A 15318-nucleotide genomic window follows, 5' to 3' on the forward strand; every position below is an offset into this window, starting at 1 on the left:
GTCTCGGGCCGTGGTTCCCGTGGCTCAGCCACGATACGACTGGAGATGGCTCGCCGGGCGCGACAGCAGCCCCAACGCAGCCACACCCGCCGCGGCGATCACGCCCAATGTCGTGCCAGGGTTCCGCAGCGCCTTGTTATACAGGCTGCGGTCGAACTGATGGCCCTGGTCGCCATAGCGGTTCCCGTCCTCACCGGCGCTGTGCAGGTTATCCGGCGTGTCGCGCGGAGGGCGGCCCGGCTGCTTCGCGGTCTTGTAGTAGCTGTAGGTGAAGATCCGGTCCGTCAGGCTCGGCACCGTGCGGGCAGCCGCCACCATGCCGCGGCCCCAGCCACCGACGATGCGGTTGCGCGTCGGGTGTTCCGCCGCATGCAGCACGGCGCTGGCCACCACCTCCGGCGCATAGACCGGCGGCGGCACCTGGCTCGCCTCGTCCATGTAGTTCTTCGCGTGCTCGCCGAAGGGCGTGTCGATGCCGGAGGGCTGGATCAGCGTGATCGCCACCGGCGCATCCTCGTGCAGCATCTCCATCCGCAGGCTGTCCGTGAAGCCCTTCACCGCGTGCTTGGTGGCCGTATAGGCGCCCAGCAGGGGGGACGGCATGTCCGAGGAGATCGAGCCGATATTGATCAGCGCACCGCCGCGCCGCTTCAGCTCCTTCAGCGCCACCAGGGACCCATGCACCACGCCCCAGTAATTGGTCTGGAAGATGCGCTCGTGGTCCTCAGGGGACATTTCCTCCAGCGTCGCATAGACGCCGATGCCGGCATTGTTCACCCAGGTATCGAAGCCGCCGAATTCCTGGCGGGCGACCTCCGCGATACGGTCCACATCCTCCCTGACCCCGACATCGGCGACCACGGTGGCGCAGCGGCCGCCGCCCGCCTGGATGCCGGCGCAGATCTCGGCCAGCGCGTCCGCGTTGCGCGCCGCCAGCACCACCGCGGCGCCGCGCTGGGCCGCCTTGCAGGCGGTGGTGAGGCCGATGCCGGAGGTGGCGCCGGTGATGACGATGACCTGATCGGCCAGCTTCTTGAGGCGGATAGTCATGACATTGCTCCCGTCTAAGCCAGGAGGTTCAACCGATCAGGATCGCAGGTGTTGCCCCGGCTGAACGCCTCGTGAGCCTGGAACCGGCCCGGTTGGCTGCGGATGGGGGTCAGATGAACTGGCCGCGCAGAAAGCCCAGCGCGGGCAGGGGGCTCCAGGCCTTCGGCAAGTCGGCGCGGCGGATCGGCGCGACGGAATAATGCGGCACCGGCTGTTTCGATCGCCGCAGGAAATCCTCATAGGCCGAGACCTGCTGCGCCCGCCAGGCCCGGTCCTCCAGCGCCGCCATGCGGTTGCGATAGACATTGGCCACGCGCGATTTGCGCCCGGCGGTGGCGATCACCGCCCAGAGCGTGTCGTCGTCCCGGGCACCGGCGGAGCCGGCACCGAGAGGCGTGAGATGCTGCACGGCCCTCAGAGTCGCAAACCCATCGCTTCCGGGTCAAGGGCCTGCTGCGTCAAACGCCCGGGGCTTTCCGGTTGAACGGCTTCGTGGGATCAAACCTTCCAGCAAGGAGACGCATCGGGATGATCGACCTCTACACCTGGAACACACCGAACGGCCGCAAGATCTCGGTCGCGCTGGAGGAAATGGGGCTGCCCTACGCCGTCCATACGGTGAACATCTCGAAGGACGAGCAGTTCAAGCCGGACTTCCTCAAGATTTCCCCGAACAACCGGATTCCGGCGATCATCGACCCCGACGGGCCGGATGGACAGCCGATCAGCGTCTTCGAATCGGGCGCGATCCTGCTGTACCTGGCGGAGAAGACCGGGAAATTCATGCCCAAGGACCCGCGCGGCAAGGTGGCGGTGATGGAATGGCTGATGTGGCAGATGGGCGGCTTCGGCCCGATGCCCGGCCAGGTGCACCATTTCCTGATGCAGCCGGAAGGCCCGGCGCGGGAATACGGCTTCGCGCGTTATCACAAGGAAACCAGGCGCCTTTACGGCGTACTGGACCGCCGCCTGGCCGGCCGCGACTACGTGGCCAGCGAAGGTGAGCCGAGCATCGCCGATTTCGCGATCCTCGGCTGGGCCTGGCGGCATGAGCGGCACCAGGTGCCCTTCGACGACCTGCCCAACGTGGCCGCCTGGTACGCCCGCATGATGGCCCGCCCCGCCACCCAGCGCGGCTTCGAGGTGGCGCTGTCCTGACAGCGTCCTGAATATCGGCTCGGGCAGGCGCTTGCCCGCCCGGGTCCGGCCCGCTATGAGACGCGCTGCATACGTCGTGCAACTTCACACCCTGAGGAGGGGTGGCCGAGTGGCTGAAGGCGACGGTTTGCTAAACCGTTATAGGGGTAAAACCCTATCGAGGGTTCGAATCCCTTCCCCTCCTCCAATGCGAATCCAGACTTACCCATCATCAAGGGCTGTGGCTCAGCGCCAGTTGCGAGGCGGGCCGCCGGGGTCCGGCGCGGTCGAGCAGTATTGGATGGTCACGCTCGCGCCTGCATTGCTCAGGCTCTCGGGCAGGGCAGGGGTCAGGCCCGGAATCCGCACAACGCCGGCGCCCGGTGGGCGCGCGTTGGTATGGGTGCTTTGGATCACGCGCGTGAAGCCTGTGCCCACGAGCATGACCTGGACGCTGAAGGCAATCCAGTTGGTCCCGGTGTTGGTGTAGCCGACGATCAATTCACCCGTGCCATTGGAATAGACCTGCCCGGCCTGGAGCGAGCAGCCATTATTGCCGCTATGGCTCAGGGTGACCGAATTGGCAGGGACAAAGATCTGCGCCTGGGCGGGCGCCAGGGCGGCCAGGCTGGCCAGGATCGTCAGGCTCGGCAGTTTCAGCATCGCGGGGCTCCTTTGTCTGCGCGTTTATCGTAACGATCCTAGGCGGTGCCAATAGGGATATCCGATGCCCGCGACAGCCGGCGCCGATCAGCCATGTCCTGGCGGCCCGGACGATGCGCCAGCGCGGCCCTTGCCAGCCGCCCGCGCGCCTTACATGACAGCGACATGGCAAATGATTTCGACCTGCTGGTAATCGGCGGGGGCATCAATGGCGCCGGCATCGCGCGGGATGCCGTCGGGCGGGGGCTGTCCACCTGCCTGGTGGAGCGCGGCGACCTCGCCAGCGGCACCTCCTCCAACTCCTCCAAGCTGGTGCATGGCGGGCTGCGCTACCTGGAGCATTACGAATTCCGCCTGGTGCGCGAAGCGCTGGCGGAGCGCGAGGTGCTGCTGCGGATCGCGCCGCATATCGTCTGGCCGATGCGCTTCGTGCTGCCGCACCGGGCCGAGATGCGGCCCCGCTGGCTGATCCGCGCCGGGCTGTTCCTGTATGACCACCTGGCGCGGCGGGTCAGCCTGCCGGGGGCAGAGGGCCTGGATTTCCGGAAGCACCCCTTCGGCGCGCCGCTGTCGCCGGCCATCGCCAATGGCTTCGCCTATTCGGATTGTTGGGTGGAGGACAGCCGCCTCGTGGTGCTGAACGCCAAGGACGCCGCCCGCCGCGGCGCCAGCATCCGCACCCGCACCGCCTTCATCGATGCCGCGCGCGATGCGCAGGGCTGGACGGTGCGGCTGCGCACGGCGGAGGGTGGCGAGGAAACGCTGCGCTGCACGGCGCTGGTCAATGCCGCCGGCCCCTGGGTGCTGTCGGCGCAGGACCAGACCCATGCCGCGCGCGCCGGCAGCGTCCGCCTGATCCGCGGCAGCCACATCGTGCTGCCGGCGCTGTATGAAGGGGAGCAGGCCTATATCCTGCAGAATGACGATCGCCGGGTCGTCTTCGTCATTCCCTACCAGGGCAGGTTCTCCCTGGTCGGCACCACGGACGTGCCGCATGAGGGCGACGCCGCCACCGCGCACTGCACGCCGGAGGAAGCCGCCTATCTCTGCGCCGCCGTCAGCCGCCAGTTCAAGCGGCCGGTGACGCCGGCGGAAATCGTCTGGTCCTATTCCGGCGTGCGGCCCTTGTTTGATGACGGCACGGATGATCCCTCCGCCATCACGCGGGATTATGTGCTGAAGCTGGATACCGAAGCCGCGCCACTGCTCAGCATCTATGGCGGCAAGATCACCACCTATCGCCGGCTGGCGGAGGAAGCGGTGGAGAAGCTCGGCAAGGCCCTGGGGCGGTCGGCGCCGGCCTGGACCGCTGGCGCCGCGCTGCCTGGTGGGGATTTCGGCGGCCGCGACCTGGCGGGGTATGAGGCGGAGATCGCCACCCGCTACCCCTTCCTGCCGCCCACGCTGCGCGCGCGGCTGGTCCGCGCCTATGGCAGCGAGGTGCCGGCATTGCTGGGCGAGGCCACATCAATGGTCGAACTCGGCCAGGATTACGGCGCGGGGCTGACGCAGCGGGAAATCGACTGGCTCAAGCATGAGGAATGGGCACGCACGGCGGAGGATGTGCTGTGGCGCCGCTCCCGCCTCGGCCTGCACATGACCCAGGCGGAGCGGGAGGCGGTGGCGGCGGCTATTTGAGCTGGCTGTCCTTGCTGCCGCGGCGGTTGATGCCGAAGGCGGCGGGGCGCCGGTCGCGCGCCGATTGGCAGGCGACGCAGGTCCGCACGCCCGGCAGCGCCGCGCGACGTGCCTCCGGGATCTCCTCGCCGCATTCCACGCAATGGATCTCGCCGGGACCGGCGGTCATCCGCGCGCGGGCGCGCAGGATGCCGTCGCGCACCGTGTCGTCGATCTGATCCTGTACCGCGCCATCCGGCGCCCAGCCGCTTGCCATTGTCCCATCCCACGTCCAGCCACTTTAACTGGTCAGGGCAGGCGGGGTTTCAAAGGTCAGGCCGCCTGTTCCAGCACCCGCGCCAGGCTGGCCGAAAGCGCCTCCGCCGCCGCCGGCAGGCGGCGGCCGCGGCGGGCGAGCAGGGCGATGCGGCTGCCATTCAGCAGCGGGTCGGTCAGCGGGATCGCCTTCACCTTGCCCTGCTCCACCTGCAACGCCAGCACGCGCGGCACCATCACCGCCACACCCTTGCCATCCGCCACGAAGCCCGCCGCGACATGTGCCGAATTGGTCTCCAGCACCGGGCGGATCGGCACCCTTGCGGCGCGGCAGGCGGTATCGAACAGCGCCCGCGAACTGCCGAGGTGGGAGGGGGCGACCAGCGGCATGCCGACCAGATCCGCCAATGTCAGCGTAGTGGCGCCGGCCAGCTTGTGGTGCGGCGCCAGCATCACCGCCAGCGGCTCCGCCGCCGAGGCCAGCACCTCCACCTCCGGATCGGCGGGCGGGTTGAAGGCGACGCCGAGATGGCAGGTGCGCTCCTGCAACCCGGCCAAAATCGCCGCCGACCCCACCACGGCGATATCCAGCGTCACCGCCGGGTAGGCGCTGCGGAAGCTGGCCAGCGCATTGGCCAGGCCGCAGGCGGCGAAGCTTTCCACCAGGCGCAGCACCACATGACCGCGCCGCACGCCGCGCAGCGCGTCGAGGTCCGCACGCAGGCGTTCCGTCAGATGCGTTGCCTCCCGCCCATGATGCAGCAGGATCTCGCCCGCCGGGGTCAGCGCCACACCGCGTGCGCCGCGTTCCAGAAGCTGCACGCCGAGGTCCTCCTCCAGCTGCTGGATGCGGCGGCTGATGGCGGATTGCGCCAGGCGCAGCCGCTGCGCCGCCTCGCGCATCGAACCGGCCTGGGCGACGGCGAGGAAGCAGCGCAGGCCGGGTGGCACCATGGGGAGGAGGCTCCATTGCGATGCCCCTACGGCATCGTGCGGCGGCATTCTTTCCGCATCGAGCATCGCCGTCAATCCTGGGATGCAAGTGATGTGTACGTTGTGCTGCGCGCGCCCGGTTGGCTAGACCGGCGCCGCAGGTCTAGCCTCGGCAGGCCAATGGGGGAGGGCGGGGATGTCCGGTCGCAATGCCATGATCGAGGATGCGCTGGTCGAGGCGCGGGAAGGCTACGCCGCCCGCCGCCCCGCCAGCGCCGCGCGCCACCGCGAGGCGGCGGAGCTGATGCCCGGCGGCAATACCCGCAGCGTGCTGTTCCACGGCCCCTTCCCCTTCACCGCCGAAAGCGGGGAGGGCTGCCGGGTGCGCGACCTCGATGGCCACGCCTATGTCAGCATGATCGGCGAATTCACCGCCGGGCTGTTCGGCCACTCGCACCCGGCCATCCGCGCGGCCGTGCTGCGGGCGCTGGATACCGGCGTGAACCTGACCGCGCACAACCCCTTCGAGGCGCGCTTCGCCCGGCTGGTGCGGGACCGCTTTCCGTCGCTGGAGATGCTGCGCTTCACCAATTCGGGGACGGAGGCCAATCTGCTGGCGCTGGCCTGCGCCACCATCTCGACCGGCCGCAGCACCATCCTCGGGTTTCGGGGCGGCTACCATGGCGGGCTGATGACCTTTGGCCTGGGCGCCAACCCGATCAACGTGCCGCATCGCGTGGTGCTGGCCGGCTACAATGATCTGGTGGAGGCAACCGCACTGGCGCGCGAACATGCCGGCGACCTGGCCGCTATCATCCTGGAGCCGATGCTGGGCGGCGGCGGCTGCATCGCGGCGGAGGATGATGTCCTGCGCGGCCTGCGTGCCCTGGCCGATGAGACCGGCGCCGTGCTGATCTTCGACGAGGTGATGACCAGCCGCCTCGCCCCCGGCGGGTTGCAGGAGCTCACGGGCGTCACGCCGGATCTGACGACACTCGGGAAGTATGTCGGTGGCGGCATGTCTTTCGGCGCCTTCGGCGGGCGCGCGGCGCTCATGGCGATCTTCGACCCGCGCCGTCCGGATGCCGTGCCGCATGCCGGCACCTTCAACAACAACACGCTGACCATGTCCGCCGGCATCGCCGCGCTGTCCGAGATCTACACGCCGGACGTCGCGCGCACCCACAATGCCCGCGGCGATGCGCTGCGCCATGCTTTGCAGGATGCGGCCGGGGACCTGCCGATCCAGATTACCGGCCGCGGCAGCATGATGGCCTTCCATTTCAGGGCGACGCCGCCTCGCAACGCCGAGGAAGCGGCCAGCGGCAACCAGGCGCTGAAGGAGTTGCTGTTCCTCGATCTGCTGGATCGCGGCTACTACATTGCCCGCCGCGGCATGGTGGCGCTGTCGCTGATGGTGGGCGCGGCCGAGGCCGAGGGCTTCGTCGCCGCCTTCGCGGATTTCTGCGAGATCCGCGGCGCGCTGATCCGCGACGCGGTGGCATAGGGGCAAAACCCCCACCCCGACCCTCCCCGCAAGCGCGGGGGGAGGGTTGGGGTGGGGGCGTTCTGCCCCCGGACCCTCACACCTTCACAGGCGTCCCGTACTGCCCGACATGGGCAAACTCGCCGATCGGCTTCCGCACCCTTGGTGCCACTTCCCGCTCCGCCAGCTTCTCCGGCAGCAGGGAGGGGGCGCCGGTCACGCCGAAGGCGATCGCCACCACCGGCTCATGGCCCTCCGGCACGCCAAGCTCGGCCCGCGCGCGCTCCACATCGAAGCCGCGCATCTGGTGGCTGCCGAGGCCCAGCTCCACCGCCTGCAACGCCATCTGCGCCACCGCCTGGCCGAGGTCGTACATCGCCACCGCATTCGCCGCGCCATTGGCGGCGAAGGTGGTGCGGTGGAACGCGATCATCAGCAGCCCCGCCTGCGGCGCCCAGGCCTGGTTGTTCACGCTGAGCAGCCCGGCCAGCCTGGCGAAGGCCTCTGGCTCCGCATCCTTGCGGGCGGTGATGAACACCCAGGGCTGCTCGTTGAAGCAGGAGGCGGCCCAGCGCGCGGCCTCCAGCAGGCTGGCTTCCTGGGCGGCCGTCACCGGCGCGCCGGTGAAGGCGCGCGGGCTCCAGCGTGCCTGCATCAGGGCGTTGATCGGGTGGGCGACGGGGGCGGTACGGTCGGTCACGCGGCGGGTATTCCTTGCTACTGTCGTTCCATGTTGGTGCGCTCGACCACCTCGGCCCAGCGCGCCATTTCGGCATGCACGGTGGCGCGCGTCTCGGCAGGCGTGCCGGGCGCGCGCGGCGTCAGACCCAGCGCACCGAGGCGCGCCTGAAGTTCCGCATTGCCATGCATCGCCTGTGCCACGGCGGTAATGCGTTGCACAATTGCGGGCGGCGCATTGGCCGGCGTGCCGATGGCGTACCAGGTGACGATGTCGAAGCCCGGCTGGCCGAGGGCTTCCGCCACCGTCGGTACCTCCGGCAGCAGCGGCGACCGCTCGCCGGAGGTGATGGCCAGCGCCCGTACCTCGCCGCCTCGGATCTGGCCGAGCACGGCGGAGGCGGTTTCCGCCACCACCTGCACCTCGTTGTTGCGCAGCGCGATGATGGCGGCGGGCGTGCCGCGATAGGGCACATGGGTCATGCGGAAGCCGCCCGCGCTCTGCACCGCCTCGGCCACGAAATGCTGCGTGCTGCCGACGCCCACGGTGGCGAAGTTGATGGCATCCGGCCGCGCCTTGGCCTGCGCCACAAGCTCCGCCATGTCCTTCGGGCCGTTCGGCCCGGCCAGGATCACGAGGCCGGTGGAGGCCACCATCGCCACCGGGTCGATATCCGCGCGCGGGTCGTAGGGCAGGCTGCGGTACAGGGCGGCGGACACCGCGAAGCCGTTGTTCAGCAGCATCAGCGTGTGGCCGTCATTGGCGCGGGCCAGCGTATTGGCGGCCAGCGTGCCACCGGCGCCGGGGCGGTTCTCAACCACCACCGGCTGGCCCCAGGCGGCCGACATGGCAGGCGCCAGCAGCCGCGCCACGATATCCGTGGTGCCGCCGGCGCCGAAGCCCTGGATGAAGCGCACCGGCCGGTCCGGCCATGCCGCCTGGGCGCGGGCTGCCAGCGGCAGCAGCAGCGCAGGCAGCGCGAGGGCGGTGCGACGGCCGATGCTTCGCGGTGTTTCCCGGGTCATGGACATTTTCCCTGTGCTGTTGCAATCGAGCGCGATGCAATCGTTTGTTGCCCACCCCATTACGGCAGCGTCGCCACCCGTCAAGCCCAAAGCCGCCTTGCCCGAGGAACCCGCCATGTCCGATCTTCTCCGCCGCCTGCAGGTCGCCGAACTGGTGCAGAACTGGGCGGTCTGGCGCGATGCCGGGGATTGGGACCGCTTTGCCACCTGCTGGCATGAGGATGGGCGGATGATGGCCACCTGGTGCCAGGCCTCGGCGGCGGATTTCATCGCCGCGTCCAAGGCCGGCTGGGCGCGCGGCGTCTCGATCCTGCATTTCCTGGGCGGCTGCTCCGTTGACCTCGCCGGCAACCGCGCCATCGCGCAAACGAAAATGACCATCAGCCAGCGGGCGGAGGTGCATGGCGTACTGGTGGACGTGGTCTGCACCGGCCGCTTCCACGACTTCATCGAGGAGCGGGACGGCAAGTGGGGCATCGTGCTGCGCCAGCCGATCTATGAGAAGGACCGGATGGACCCGGTGGACCCGGCGGCGAAGCTGCAACTCGACCCGGCGCTGCTGGCGCGCTTTCCCGAGGGCTATCGCCACCTCGCCTATCTCCAGACCGGCATCGGCTATGAGGTGAAGACGGACATGCCGGGGCTGAAGGGTGAAAAAGTGCAGGCGCTGTATGCCGCCGGCCGCCGCTGGCTGGCTGGCGAACCGCATGGCTGGGCTGAATAACTCCCGCTTTCATCAATTCTTCAGGGAAATATGTCACCTCTGCGTCATGGCCCTGCCGGATGGCTGTCGCCATTGCTAGCTAGGATCGAGCCCAGGATGGGCGATCGAGTCCCGTCCGGGGTTCAGGAGGTTTGCATGGACGACCAGGCTTTCCGGCGTGAGCGGATGCTCGCCTCGGGCCTGTTGCGGGAAGCGGCACCGGCGGAGCTGGCGCTGCTGGCGCGCATGCGGGACGAGGCCGAGGGCCCGCTTCGGTCGCAGCCGCAGCCCGCCCGCCCCCTGCTGCTTTCGGCCCTGCCGCATAGGCCTGGCTACCGCCCCGCAAAACGGCCACGCGCGACCGTCTGATCCGCAGCCTGAGCGGGCTTCCGGCGCGGCGGGGGCGCGTGTAGCGTTCCCGTTTGATGACGAATGCCTCCCCCCCGACCCCCCTGTTGCAGGTCCGCGGCCTGACGCGCCGTTTCGGCGGCGTGGTGGCGCTGGACGGGCTGGATCTGGAGGTGCGGCCGGGCACCGTCACCGGGCTGATCGGCCCGAACGGCGCCGGCAAATCCACCGCCTTCCAATGCATCTCCGGCGTCATCCCGCCGGATGCCGGGCAGGTGCTGTTCAACGGCCAGGACATCACCGGCCTGCGGCCGGACCGCATCACCGGCGCCGGCCTGGTGCGCAGCTTCCAGATCGCCCGCGGCATTCCGCGCCTGACGGTGCTGGAGAACCTTCTCCTCTATGGCCCGGCGCAGCCCGGCGAAGGCGTCGCCGCCGCCATCCTGCGCCCCGCCGCCATGCGCGCGCGGGAGGAAGCGCTGCGCGAACGCGCCAAGGCTGTTGCCGCCCGGCTGAACCTGACGGCTGTGCTGGACAACCAGGCCTCGGCACTGTCCGGCGGCCAGAAGAAGCTGATGGAGATCGGCCGCGCCCTGATGGCCGAACCCCGCCTGCTGCTGCTGGACGAACCGGTGGCCGGCGTGAACCCGACCCTGTCCGCCGAGATCGCCACCCATATCGGCACGCTGCGCGATGAGGGGCTGACCGTGCTGATCGTCGAGCATCACATGGATTTCGTGGCCTCCCTCTGCGACCCGGTCATCGTCATGGCGGAAGGCCGCCGCCTGGTGGAAGGCAGCTTCGCCGAAGTGGCGGAGGATACGCGGGTACAGGAGGCCTATATGGGCCGGAGAGCGCACGCATGACCGGTCACGATGACCGCAGGGCGCAGCGGGCATCCTGCCGCGGAGACGCGGCATGATGGCGGCGAGCACCGAAGGTCTGAATCCTGACGGCAGCATCCTGTTGCAGGTGGAAGCCCTGGTCGGCGGCTATGGCGCGGCGGATGAAATCCTGAAGGGCATCACCGTCTCGCTGCCGCCGCGCCGCATGGCCGCGATCGTCGGACCCAATGGCGCCGGCAAATCCACGCTGCTGAAGGCCATCGCCGGCATGCTGCGCGCCAAGTCGGGCAGCGTCCGCCTGGCCGGCGAGATGCTGACCGGCCTGCCGCCGCGCGGCATCGCCGCCCGCGGGGTCGCCTTCGTGCCGCAGGAGGCGAACATCTTCCCCAGCCTCTCGGTGCGCGAGAACCTGGAGATGGGCGGCTACCTCGAACCCCGCGCCACGGTGGTGCAGCGGGTGGAGGCGCTGTTCGCCCGCTTCCCCATGCTGGCCGAGAAGCGCCGCCGCGCCGCGCGCACGCTTTCGGGCGGGCAGCGGCAGATCCTGGCGATGGGCATGGCGCTGATGGTGGCACCGAAGCTGCTGCTGCTGGACGAGCCTTCCGCCGGCCTCAGCCCGAAGGCCGCCGAAAGCCTGTTCGACGACATCGCCGCCATCCATGCCGAGGGCACCGCCATCCTGATGGTGGAGCAGAATGCGCTGGAGGCGCTGGCGATCGCGGAGGATGGCATCGTCATGGTCGATGGCCGCGTCGCCCGCACCGGCCCCGCCGCGGAGCTTGCCTCCGACCCCGAAGTGCGCCGCCTGTTTCTGGGCGGCTGACGTGCAACAACAAAAGAAGGGAAGCTGACGGATGATGCAGATGAATATCGGGCGCCGCGGCGCCCTGCTCGGGGCGGCCGCCGCCGTCTCCTCCTTCGCCATCGGCGGTCGCGCCTTCGCGCAGACGCAGCCGGTGGTGTTCGGCGCGCTGCCGCCGCTGACCGGCGCCGGCGGGCCCTATGGCCCGGCCATGCTGCGCGCCATGCAGGGCGTGGTGGAGCAGGCGAACAGCGCCGGCGGCATCAAGGGCCGCCAGGTGCGCCTCGCCTTCGAGGATGACCAGACCAACCCCGATGCCGGCGTGCGCGGCGCGCGCAAGCTGATCGATGTGGACCGCGTGCAGGCGCTGATGGGCACCTGGGCGTCCTCCGTCACCACGGCCGTCGCACCGCTGTGCTGGGAAAACCGGGTGCCGCTGTTTACCGTCTCGGGCGCCGACAGCATCACCCTGCTGCCGCATCAGGGGCACATCTTCCGCACCCAGCCGAACAGCCGCCTGCAGATCGAGACGGCCAGCAAGTGGCTGCTCGGCAAGGGCGCCAGGCGGGTGTTCCACATGGCGGCGCAATCGCCCTTCGCGCAGTCCAGCCAGGAGGTGATGACCGCGACGCTGGGTGCCGCCGGCGGCACCGTTTCCGGCTACATCGTCTATGAGCGGGAAAAGACCGCCTTCCGGTCGGAGGTGGACCAGATCATGCGCTCGCGCTCCGACACCGTGATGCTGAACGGCTACCTGCCGGATGTGACCATCCTGCTGCGGGAGTTGTATCGCGCCGGCTTCGACGGCCGCCGCTTCACCTTCGCCTATGCCGCGCCGGCCAGCGTCTTCGGCACGCTGCCGAATGAGGTGACGAATGGGCTGACCACCTTCCAGCCGAGCCCCGACCTCAACAGCCCCGCCTTCACCCGGCTGAAGGCCGCCTTCGGCAACACGGAGGTGGACCCGTATTCGGCGCAGGTGCACGACCACGCCACCATGGCGATCCTGGCCGCCGCGCAAGGCGGCGAGGCGACCGGCACCGTCATCCGCGAGAATGTCCGCAAGATCTCCCAGGGCGATGGGGAGAAGGTGGACAATGTCACGGACGGGCTGCGCCTGATCGCCGCCGGACGCGCCGTGAATTTCGAGGGCGCCTCCGGCCCCTGCGAATTCGACGACCGTGGCGACATCCGCGGCACCAAGTTCCGCTACGAGGTGGCGGAGGGCGGCGCCTACCGGGTGCTCGAACTGGTTTGAGAGGCGTGCCCCGATCCAGGAGCCACCTGTGATGCAGGATGGGCGCGCGATGCGGCCCGCAGGGCCGAGCAGCCGAACGGCCGCCGCGGCCTATGCCGCGAAGCCCAGCGGCCGGAGGCCGCGCCCGTCACGCCTCTGGCGTGCCTGCGGCGCGACTGAGGGCACGCAATGATCCAGGACTGGCGGGATCTCGTTCAGGTTTTGCTGAACGGGGTCATGGCGGGCAGCGTGCTGATGCTGCCCGCCATCGGCTTCAACTGCATCTTCGCGGTGCTGCGCTACCCGAACTTCTCCATCGCCGGCTTCGCCACGGTGGGCGCCTTCGCCGGCTGGGTCGCCAATGCGGTCTATGGCTGGCCGATCGGGCTCGCCTTGCCGCTGGCCTTCCTGGTGGCCGGGCTGGTGTCCCTGACGGCGGAGGAACTGGCCTTCCGGCCGCTGCGCCCGGCCGGGCCGCTGACGGTCGCCATCGCCTCCGTCGCCATGACCATCCTGCTGGAGAACATCATCCGCTTCGGCTTCGGCAACGACCTGCGCGGCTACGACCTGCCGATCCTGCGCGACTGGCGCTTCGATGGCATCCGCGTGAATCCGCAGCAACTGCAGAACACCGGCTACGCCATCGTCGCGGCGGGCGGGCTGTTTCTTCTGCTGGGCTTTTCGCGGCTGGGGCGCGCGATGCGGGCTGTCGCCGACAATCCCGTGCTGGCGGATATCAAGGGTGTCGATCCCAACCGCATCGCCCGCGTCGCGGTGTTCCTCGGTGGCGGGCTGGCGGGCTGCGGCGGCATGCTGATCGGCATCGATACCTCGATCGACCCGCTGACCGGCTTCCGCGTCGTGCTTTCCGTCTTCGCCGCCGCCGTGGTCGGCGGGCTGGGGTCGATCCCCGGTGCCGCGCTCGGCGCCATGGTGGTGGGGGTGGGGGAGGAGCTGGCCGGGGTGGTGCTGTCGCCGGCCTACCGCACCGTCACCGCCTTCCTCGCCATCCTGCTGGTGCTGATGTTCCGGCCACAGGGGATTTTGGGGGGGCGCAACTGATGGAAGCCTACCTGGTCGCCATGCTGGTCTTCGCGGGCTTCTATGCGCTGATGGCGCTGGGGCTGAACGTGATCTGGGGCCTGGCGGGGATGGTCAATCTCGGCCTGGTCGGCTTCTTCGCCGTCGGCGCCTATGCCTCCGCGCTGCTGACCACCAAGCTGCTCTGGCCGATGCCGCTGGGCTGGGCCGCCGGCGCGGTGATGGCCGCCGCCGCGGGCGCCATCATGGCGCTGATCGTGGCGCGGCTGCGGGGCGACTACCTCGCCATCGTCACGCTGGGCTTCGCCGAGGTGATCCGCCTTGTGGCATCCAACGAGATCTGGCTGACCAACGGCACGGATGGCATCTCCGGCATTCCGGGGCCCTGGCGCGGCGATGTCTCGCCGCAGGGGTTCAACCTGATCTATCTCGGCATCGTCTGGACCGCGGTGGCGGTGGTGTTCGTGCTGCTCGCGCGCCTGTCGCATTCCCCCTTCGGCCGCGTGCTGCGCGCGATCCGGGAGGATCAGGACATCGCCGCGGTCGCCGGCAAGCCGGTGCTCTGGTTCAAGGTGCGCGCCTTCACCATCGGCGCGGCGGTGCTCGGCGGGGCAGGGGCGCTGTATGCGCATTACAACGCCTATATCGCGCCGGACGGCTTCGCCCCGCTGCTGACCATCTACATCGTGCTGGCGCTGACCGCGGGCGGCGTGGGGGCGATGCGGGGTGCCATCATCGGTGCGCTGTTCGTGATCGCGCTGCTGGAATCCACGCGCTTCCTCTCCGCCGTCATCCCGGGCATCAGCCCGGTGCAGAAGGCGGCCCTGCGTGAAGGCACCATCGCGCTGAGCCTGATCCTGCTGCTGCGCTTCCGGCCGCAGGGCCTGATTCCTGAGAAAACCCGTACCAAGGCGACCCCATGACCCGCCCCGTTCCCGATTATTCCCCCGTCATTTCCGCCATCGCGGCCGGCGGCCAGCCGGGCCCGTTGTTTGCCGCCCTCGATACCGCCATGGGCCAGGCGATCGGCCACAAGCTGTTCACCATCCTGGTGATCCATCCGGGCGCGAGTGAAAGCCAGCGCTATTATTCCAACATGCCGAAGGAATACCCTGTCGGCGGCCGCAAGCCGATCAACCCGACGCCCTGGTTCGCCAAGGTGCTGAACGAGGGCGTGCCCTATATCGGCACGACCTATGCCGACATCACGGACGTCTTCTACGACCACGAGCTGATCCGCAGCCTGGGCTGCGAAAGCGTGCTGAACGTGCCGGTCCGCTGGGACGGCCAGACCATCGCCACCATCAACCTGCTGCATGAGGCCGGCTGGTACAGCGAGGCGGATATCGCCACCGCGCAGCAATTCGCGGCGCTGGCCGTGCCCGGCGTGCTGAAGGTCATCTCCGACAAGTAGCCGCCAGACAGCCCCCCGCATCCGGCGGGGGGCTGGACGCCGGGCTCCCACCTCCGCAATAC

At 69.3% G+C, this 15318-nt stretch carries 18 protein-coding genes and 1 tRNA gene; 12 read left to right on the forward strand and 7 right to left on the reverse strand.

Annotated elements, in window-relative coordinates; translation table 11 throughout:
* Positions 1-24 precede the first annotated feature (24 nt).
* The gene (locus Q8S40_RS10745; RefSeq protein ID WP_305670384.1) at positions 25-1050 is read right to left on the reverse strand and encodes an SDR family oxidoreductase; all 1026 of its coding nucleotides are present in this window, start codon (positions 1048-1050) and stop codon (positions 25-27) included.
* A gap of 109 nt (positions 1051-1159) precedes the next feature.
* A complete protein-coding gene (locus Q8S40_RS10750; protein ID WP_304814124.1) occupies positions 1160-1459 on the reverse strand; it encodes a hypothetical protein in 300 nt (99 codons plus the stop codon).
* Positions 1460-1578: 119 nt separating this feature from the next.
* Between Q8S40_RS10750 and Q8S40_RS10755 the strand changes: the two genes are divergently transcribed.
* Both Q8S40_RS10755 and Q8S40_RS10760 read left to right on the forward strand, forming a co-directional pair.
* Positions 1579-2208 carry a glutathione S-transferase family protein gene (locus Q8S40_RS10755; protein ID WP_305670385.1) on the forward strand — a complete coding sequence of 210 codons (630 nt, stop codon included), beginning with the start codon at positions 1579-1581 and terminating at the stop codon, positions 2206-2208.
* A 95-nt stretch (positions 2209-2303) separates the two neighbouring features.
* Positions 2304-2395, forward strand: a tRNA-Ser gene (locus Q8S40_RS10760).
* A 38-nt stretch (positions 2396-2433) separates the two neighbouring features.
* On the opposite strand, the gene Q8S40_RS10765 is transcribed toward Q8S40_RS10760, so the two are convergent.
* Complete coding sequence (locus tag Q8S40_RS10765; RefSeq protein ID WP_305670386.1) at positions 2434-2850, reverse strand: hypothetical protein; 417 nt, start codon at positions 2848-2850, stop codon at positions 2434-2436.
* Between the two features lie 165 nt (positions 2851-3015).
* On the opposite strand from Q8S40_RS10765, the gene glpD reads away from it, so the two are divergent.
* A complete protein-coding gene (gene glpD, locus Q8S40_RS10770; RefSeq protein WP_305670387.1) occupies positions 3016-4488 on the forward strand; it encodes a glycerol-3-phosphate dehydrogenase in 1473 nt (490 codons plus the stop codon).
* Here glpD and Q8S40_RS10775 read toward each other — a convergent pair.
* Together Q8S40_RS10775 and Q8S40_RS10780 are read right to left on the reverse strand one after the other, a co-directional pair.
* Positions 4481-4744, reverse strand: coding sequence for a DksA/TraR family C4-type zinc finger protein (locus Q8S40_RS10775; RefSeq protein ID WP_304814119.1), 264 nt, complete (start codon positions 4742-4744; stop codon positions 4481-4483). The genes glpD and Q8S40_RS10775 overlap by 8 nt on opposite strands.
* A gap of 56 nt (positions 4745-4800) precedes the next feature.
* Entirely contained in the window at positions 4801-5697 is an 897-nt protein-coding gene (locus Q8S40_RS10780) for a LysR family transcriptional regulator (RefSeq protein WP_304814118.1), read from the reverse strand.
* A 175-nt stretch (positions 5698-5872) separates the two neighbouring features.
* Between Q8S40_RS10780 and Q8S40_RS10785 the strand changes: the two genes are divergently transcribed.
* Complete coding sequence (locus Q8S40_RS10785) at positions 5873-7183, forward strand: aspartate aminotransferase family protein (protein WP_305670388.1); 1311 nt, start codon at positions 5873-5875, stop codon at positions 7181-7183.
* Positions 7184-7259: 76 nt separating this feature from the next.
* On the opposite strand, the gene Q8S40_RS10790 is transcribed toward Q8S40_RS10785, so the two are convergent.
* Complete coding sequence (locus Q8S40_RS10790; protein WP_305670389.1) at positions 7260-7862, reverse strand: nitroreductase family protein; 603 nt, start codon at positions 7860-7862, stop codon at positions 7260-7262.
* Positions 7863-7879: 17 nt separating this feature from the next.
* The gene (locus Q8S40_RS10795) at positions 7880-8866 is read right to left on the reverse strand and encodes a tripartite tricarboxylate transporter substrate-binding protein (RefSeq protein ID WP_305670390.1); all 987 of its coding nucleotides are present in this window, start codon (positions 8864-8866) and stop codon (positions 7880-7882) included.
* Between the two features lie 115 nt (positions 8867-8981).
* Here Q8S40_RS10795 and Q8S40_RS10800 point away from each other — a divergent pair, with 115 nt between their 5' ends.
* From Q8S40_RS10800 to Q8S40_RS10835, 8 genes are all read left to right on the forward strand, one after another.
* The gene (locus Q8S40_RS10800) at positions 8982-9590 is read left to right on the forward strand and encodes a nuclear transport factor 2 family protein (protein ID WP_305670391.1); all 609 of its coding nucleotides are present in this window, start codon (positions 8982-8984) and stop codon (positions 9588-9590) included.
* A 135-nt stretch (positions 9591-9725) separates the two neighbouring features.
* Positions 9726-9938, forward strand: a complete 213-nt coding sequence (locus tag Q8S40_RS10805; RefSeq protein ID WP_305670392.1) for a hypothetical protein — start codon at positions 9726-9728, stop codon at positions 9936-9938.
* An 86-nt stretch (positions 9939-10024) separates the two neighbouring features.
* Positions 10025-10783 (forward strand): ABC transporter ATP-binding protein, encoded by a 759-nt coding sequence (locus Q8S40_RS10810; RefSeq protein WP_305670393.1) that lies wholly within the window; start codon positions 10025-10027, stop codon positions 10781-10783.
* Between the two features lie 52 nt (positions 10784-10835).
* Positions 10836-11585, forward strand: coding sequence for an ABC transporter ATP-binding protein (locus tag Q8S40_RS10815; protein ID WP_305670394.1), 750 nt, complete (start codon positions 10836-10838; stop codon positions 11583-11585).
* A 31-nt stretch (positions 11586-11616) separates the two neighbouring features.
* Positions 11617-12822 (forward strand): ABC transporter substrate-binding protein, encoded by a 1206-nt coding sequence (locus tag Q8S40_RS10820; protein WP_304814760.1) that lies wholly within the window; start codon positions 11617-11619, stop codon positions 12820-12822.
* 168 nt (positions 12823-12990) lie between these two features.
* A complete protein-coding gene (locus Q8S40_RS10825; RefSeq protein WP_304814758.1) occupies positions 12991-13863 on the forward strand; it encodes a branched-chain amino acid ABC transporter permease in 873 nt (290 codons plus the stop codon).
* Complete coding sequence (locus Q8S40_RS10830; RefSeq protein ID WP_304814756.1) at positions 13863-14765, forward strand: branched-chain amino acid ABC transporter permease; 903 nt, start codon at positions 13863-13865, stop codon at positions 14763-14765. The genes Q8S40_RS10825 and Q8S40_RS10830 overlap by 1 nt, the downstream gene beginning before the upstream one ends.
* The gene (locus tag Q8S40_RS10835; RefSeq protein WP_304814754.1) at positions 14762-15256 is read left to right on the forward strand and encodes a GAF domain-containing protein; all 495 of its coding nucleotides are present in this window, start codon (positions 14762-14764) and stop codon (positions 15254-15256) included. Before Q8S40_RS10830 ends, Q8S40_RS10835 begins: the two co-directional genes overlap by 4 nt.
* Positions 15257-15318 lie beyond the last annotated feature (62 nt).

Origin of the sequence: Falsiroseomonas sp. (genome assembly GCF_030695085.1) — a bacterium.
Lineage (GTDB): Bacteria > Pseudomonadota > Alphaproteobacteria > Acetobacterales > Acetobacteraceae > Falsiroseomonas.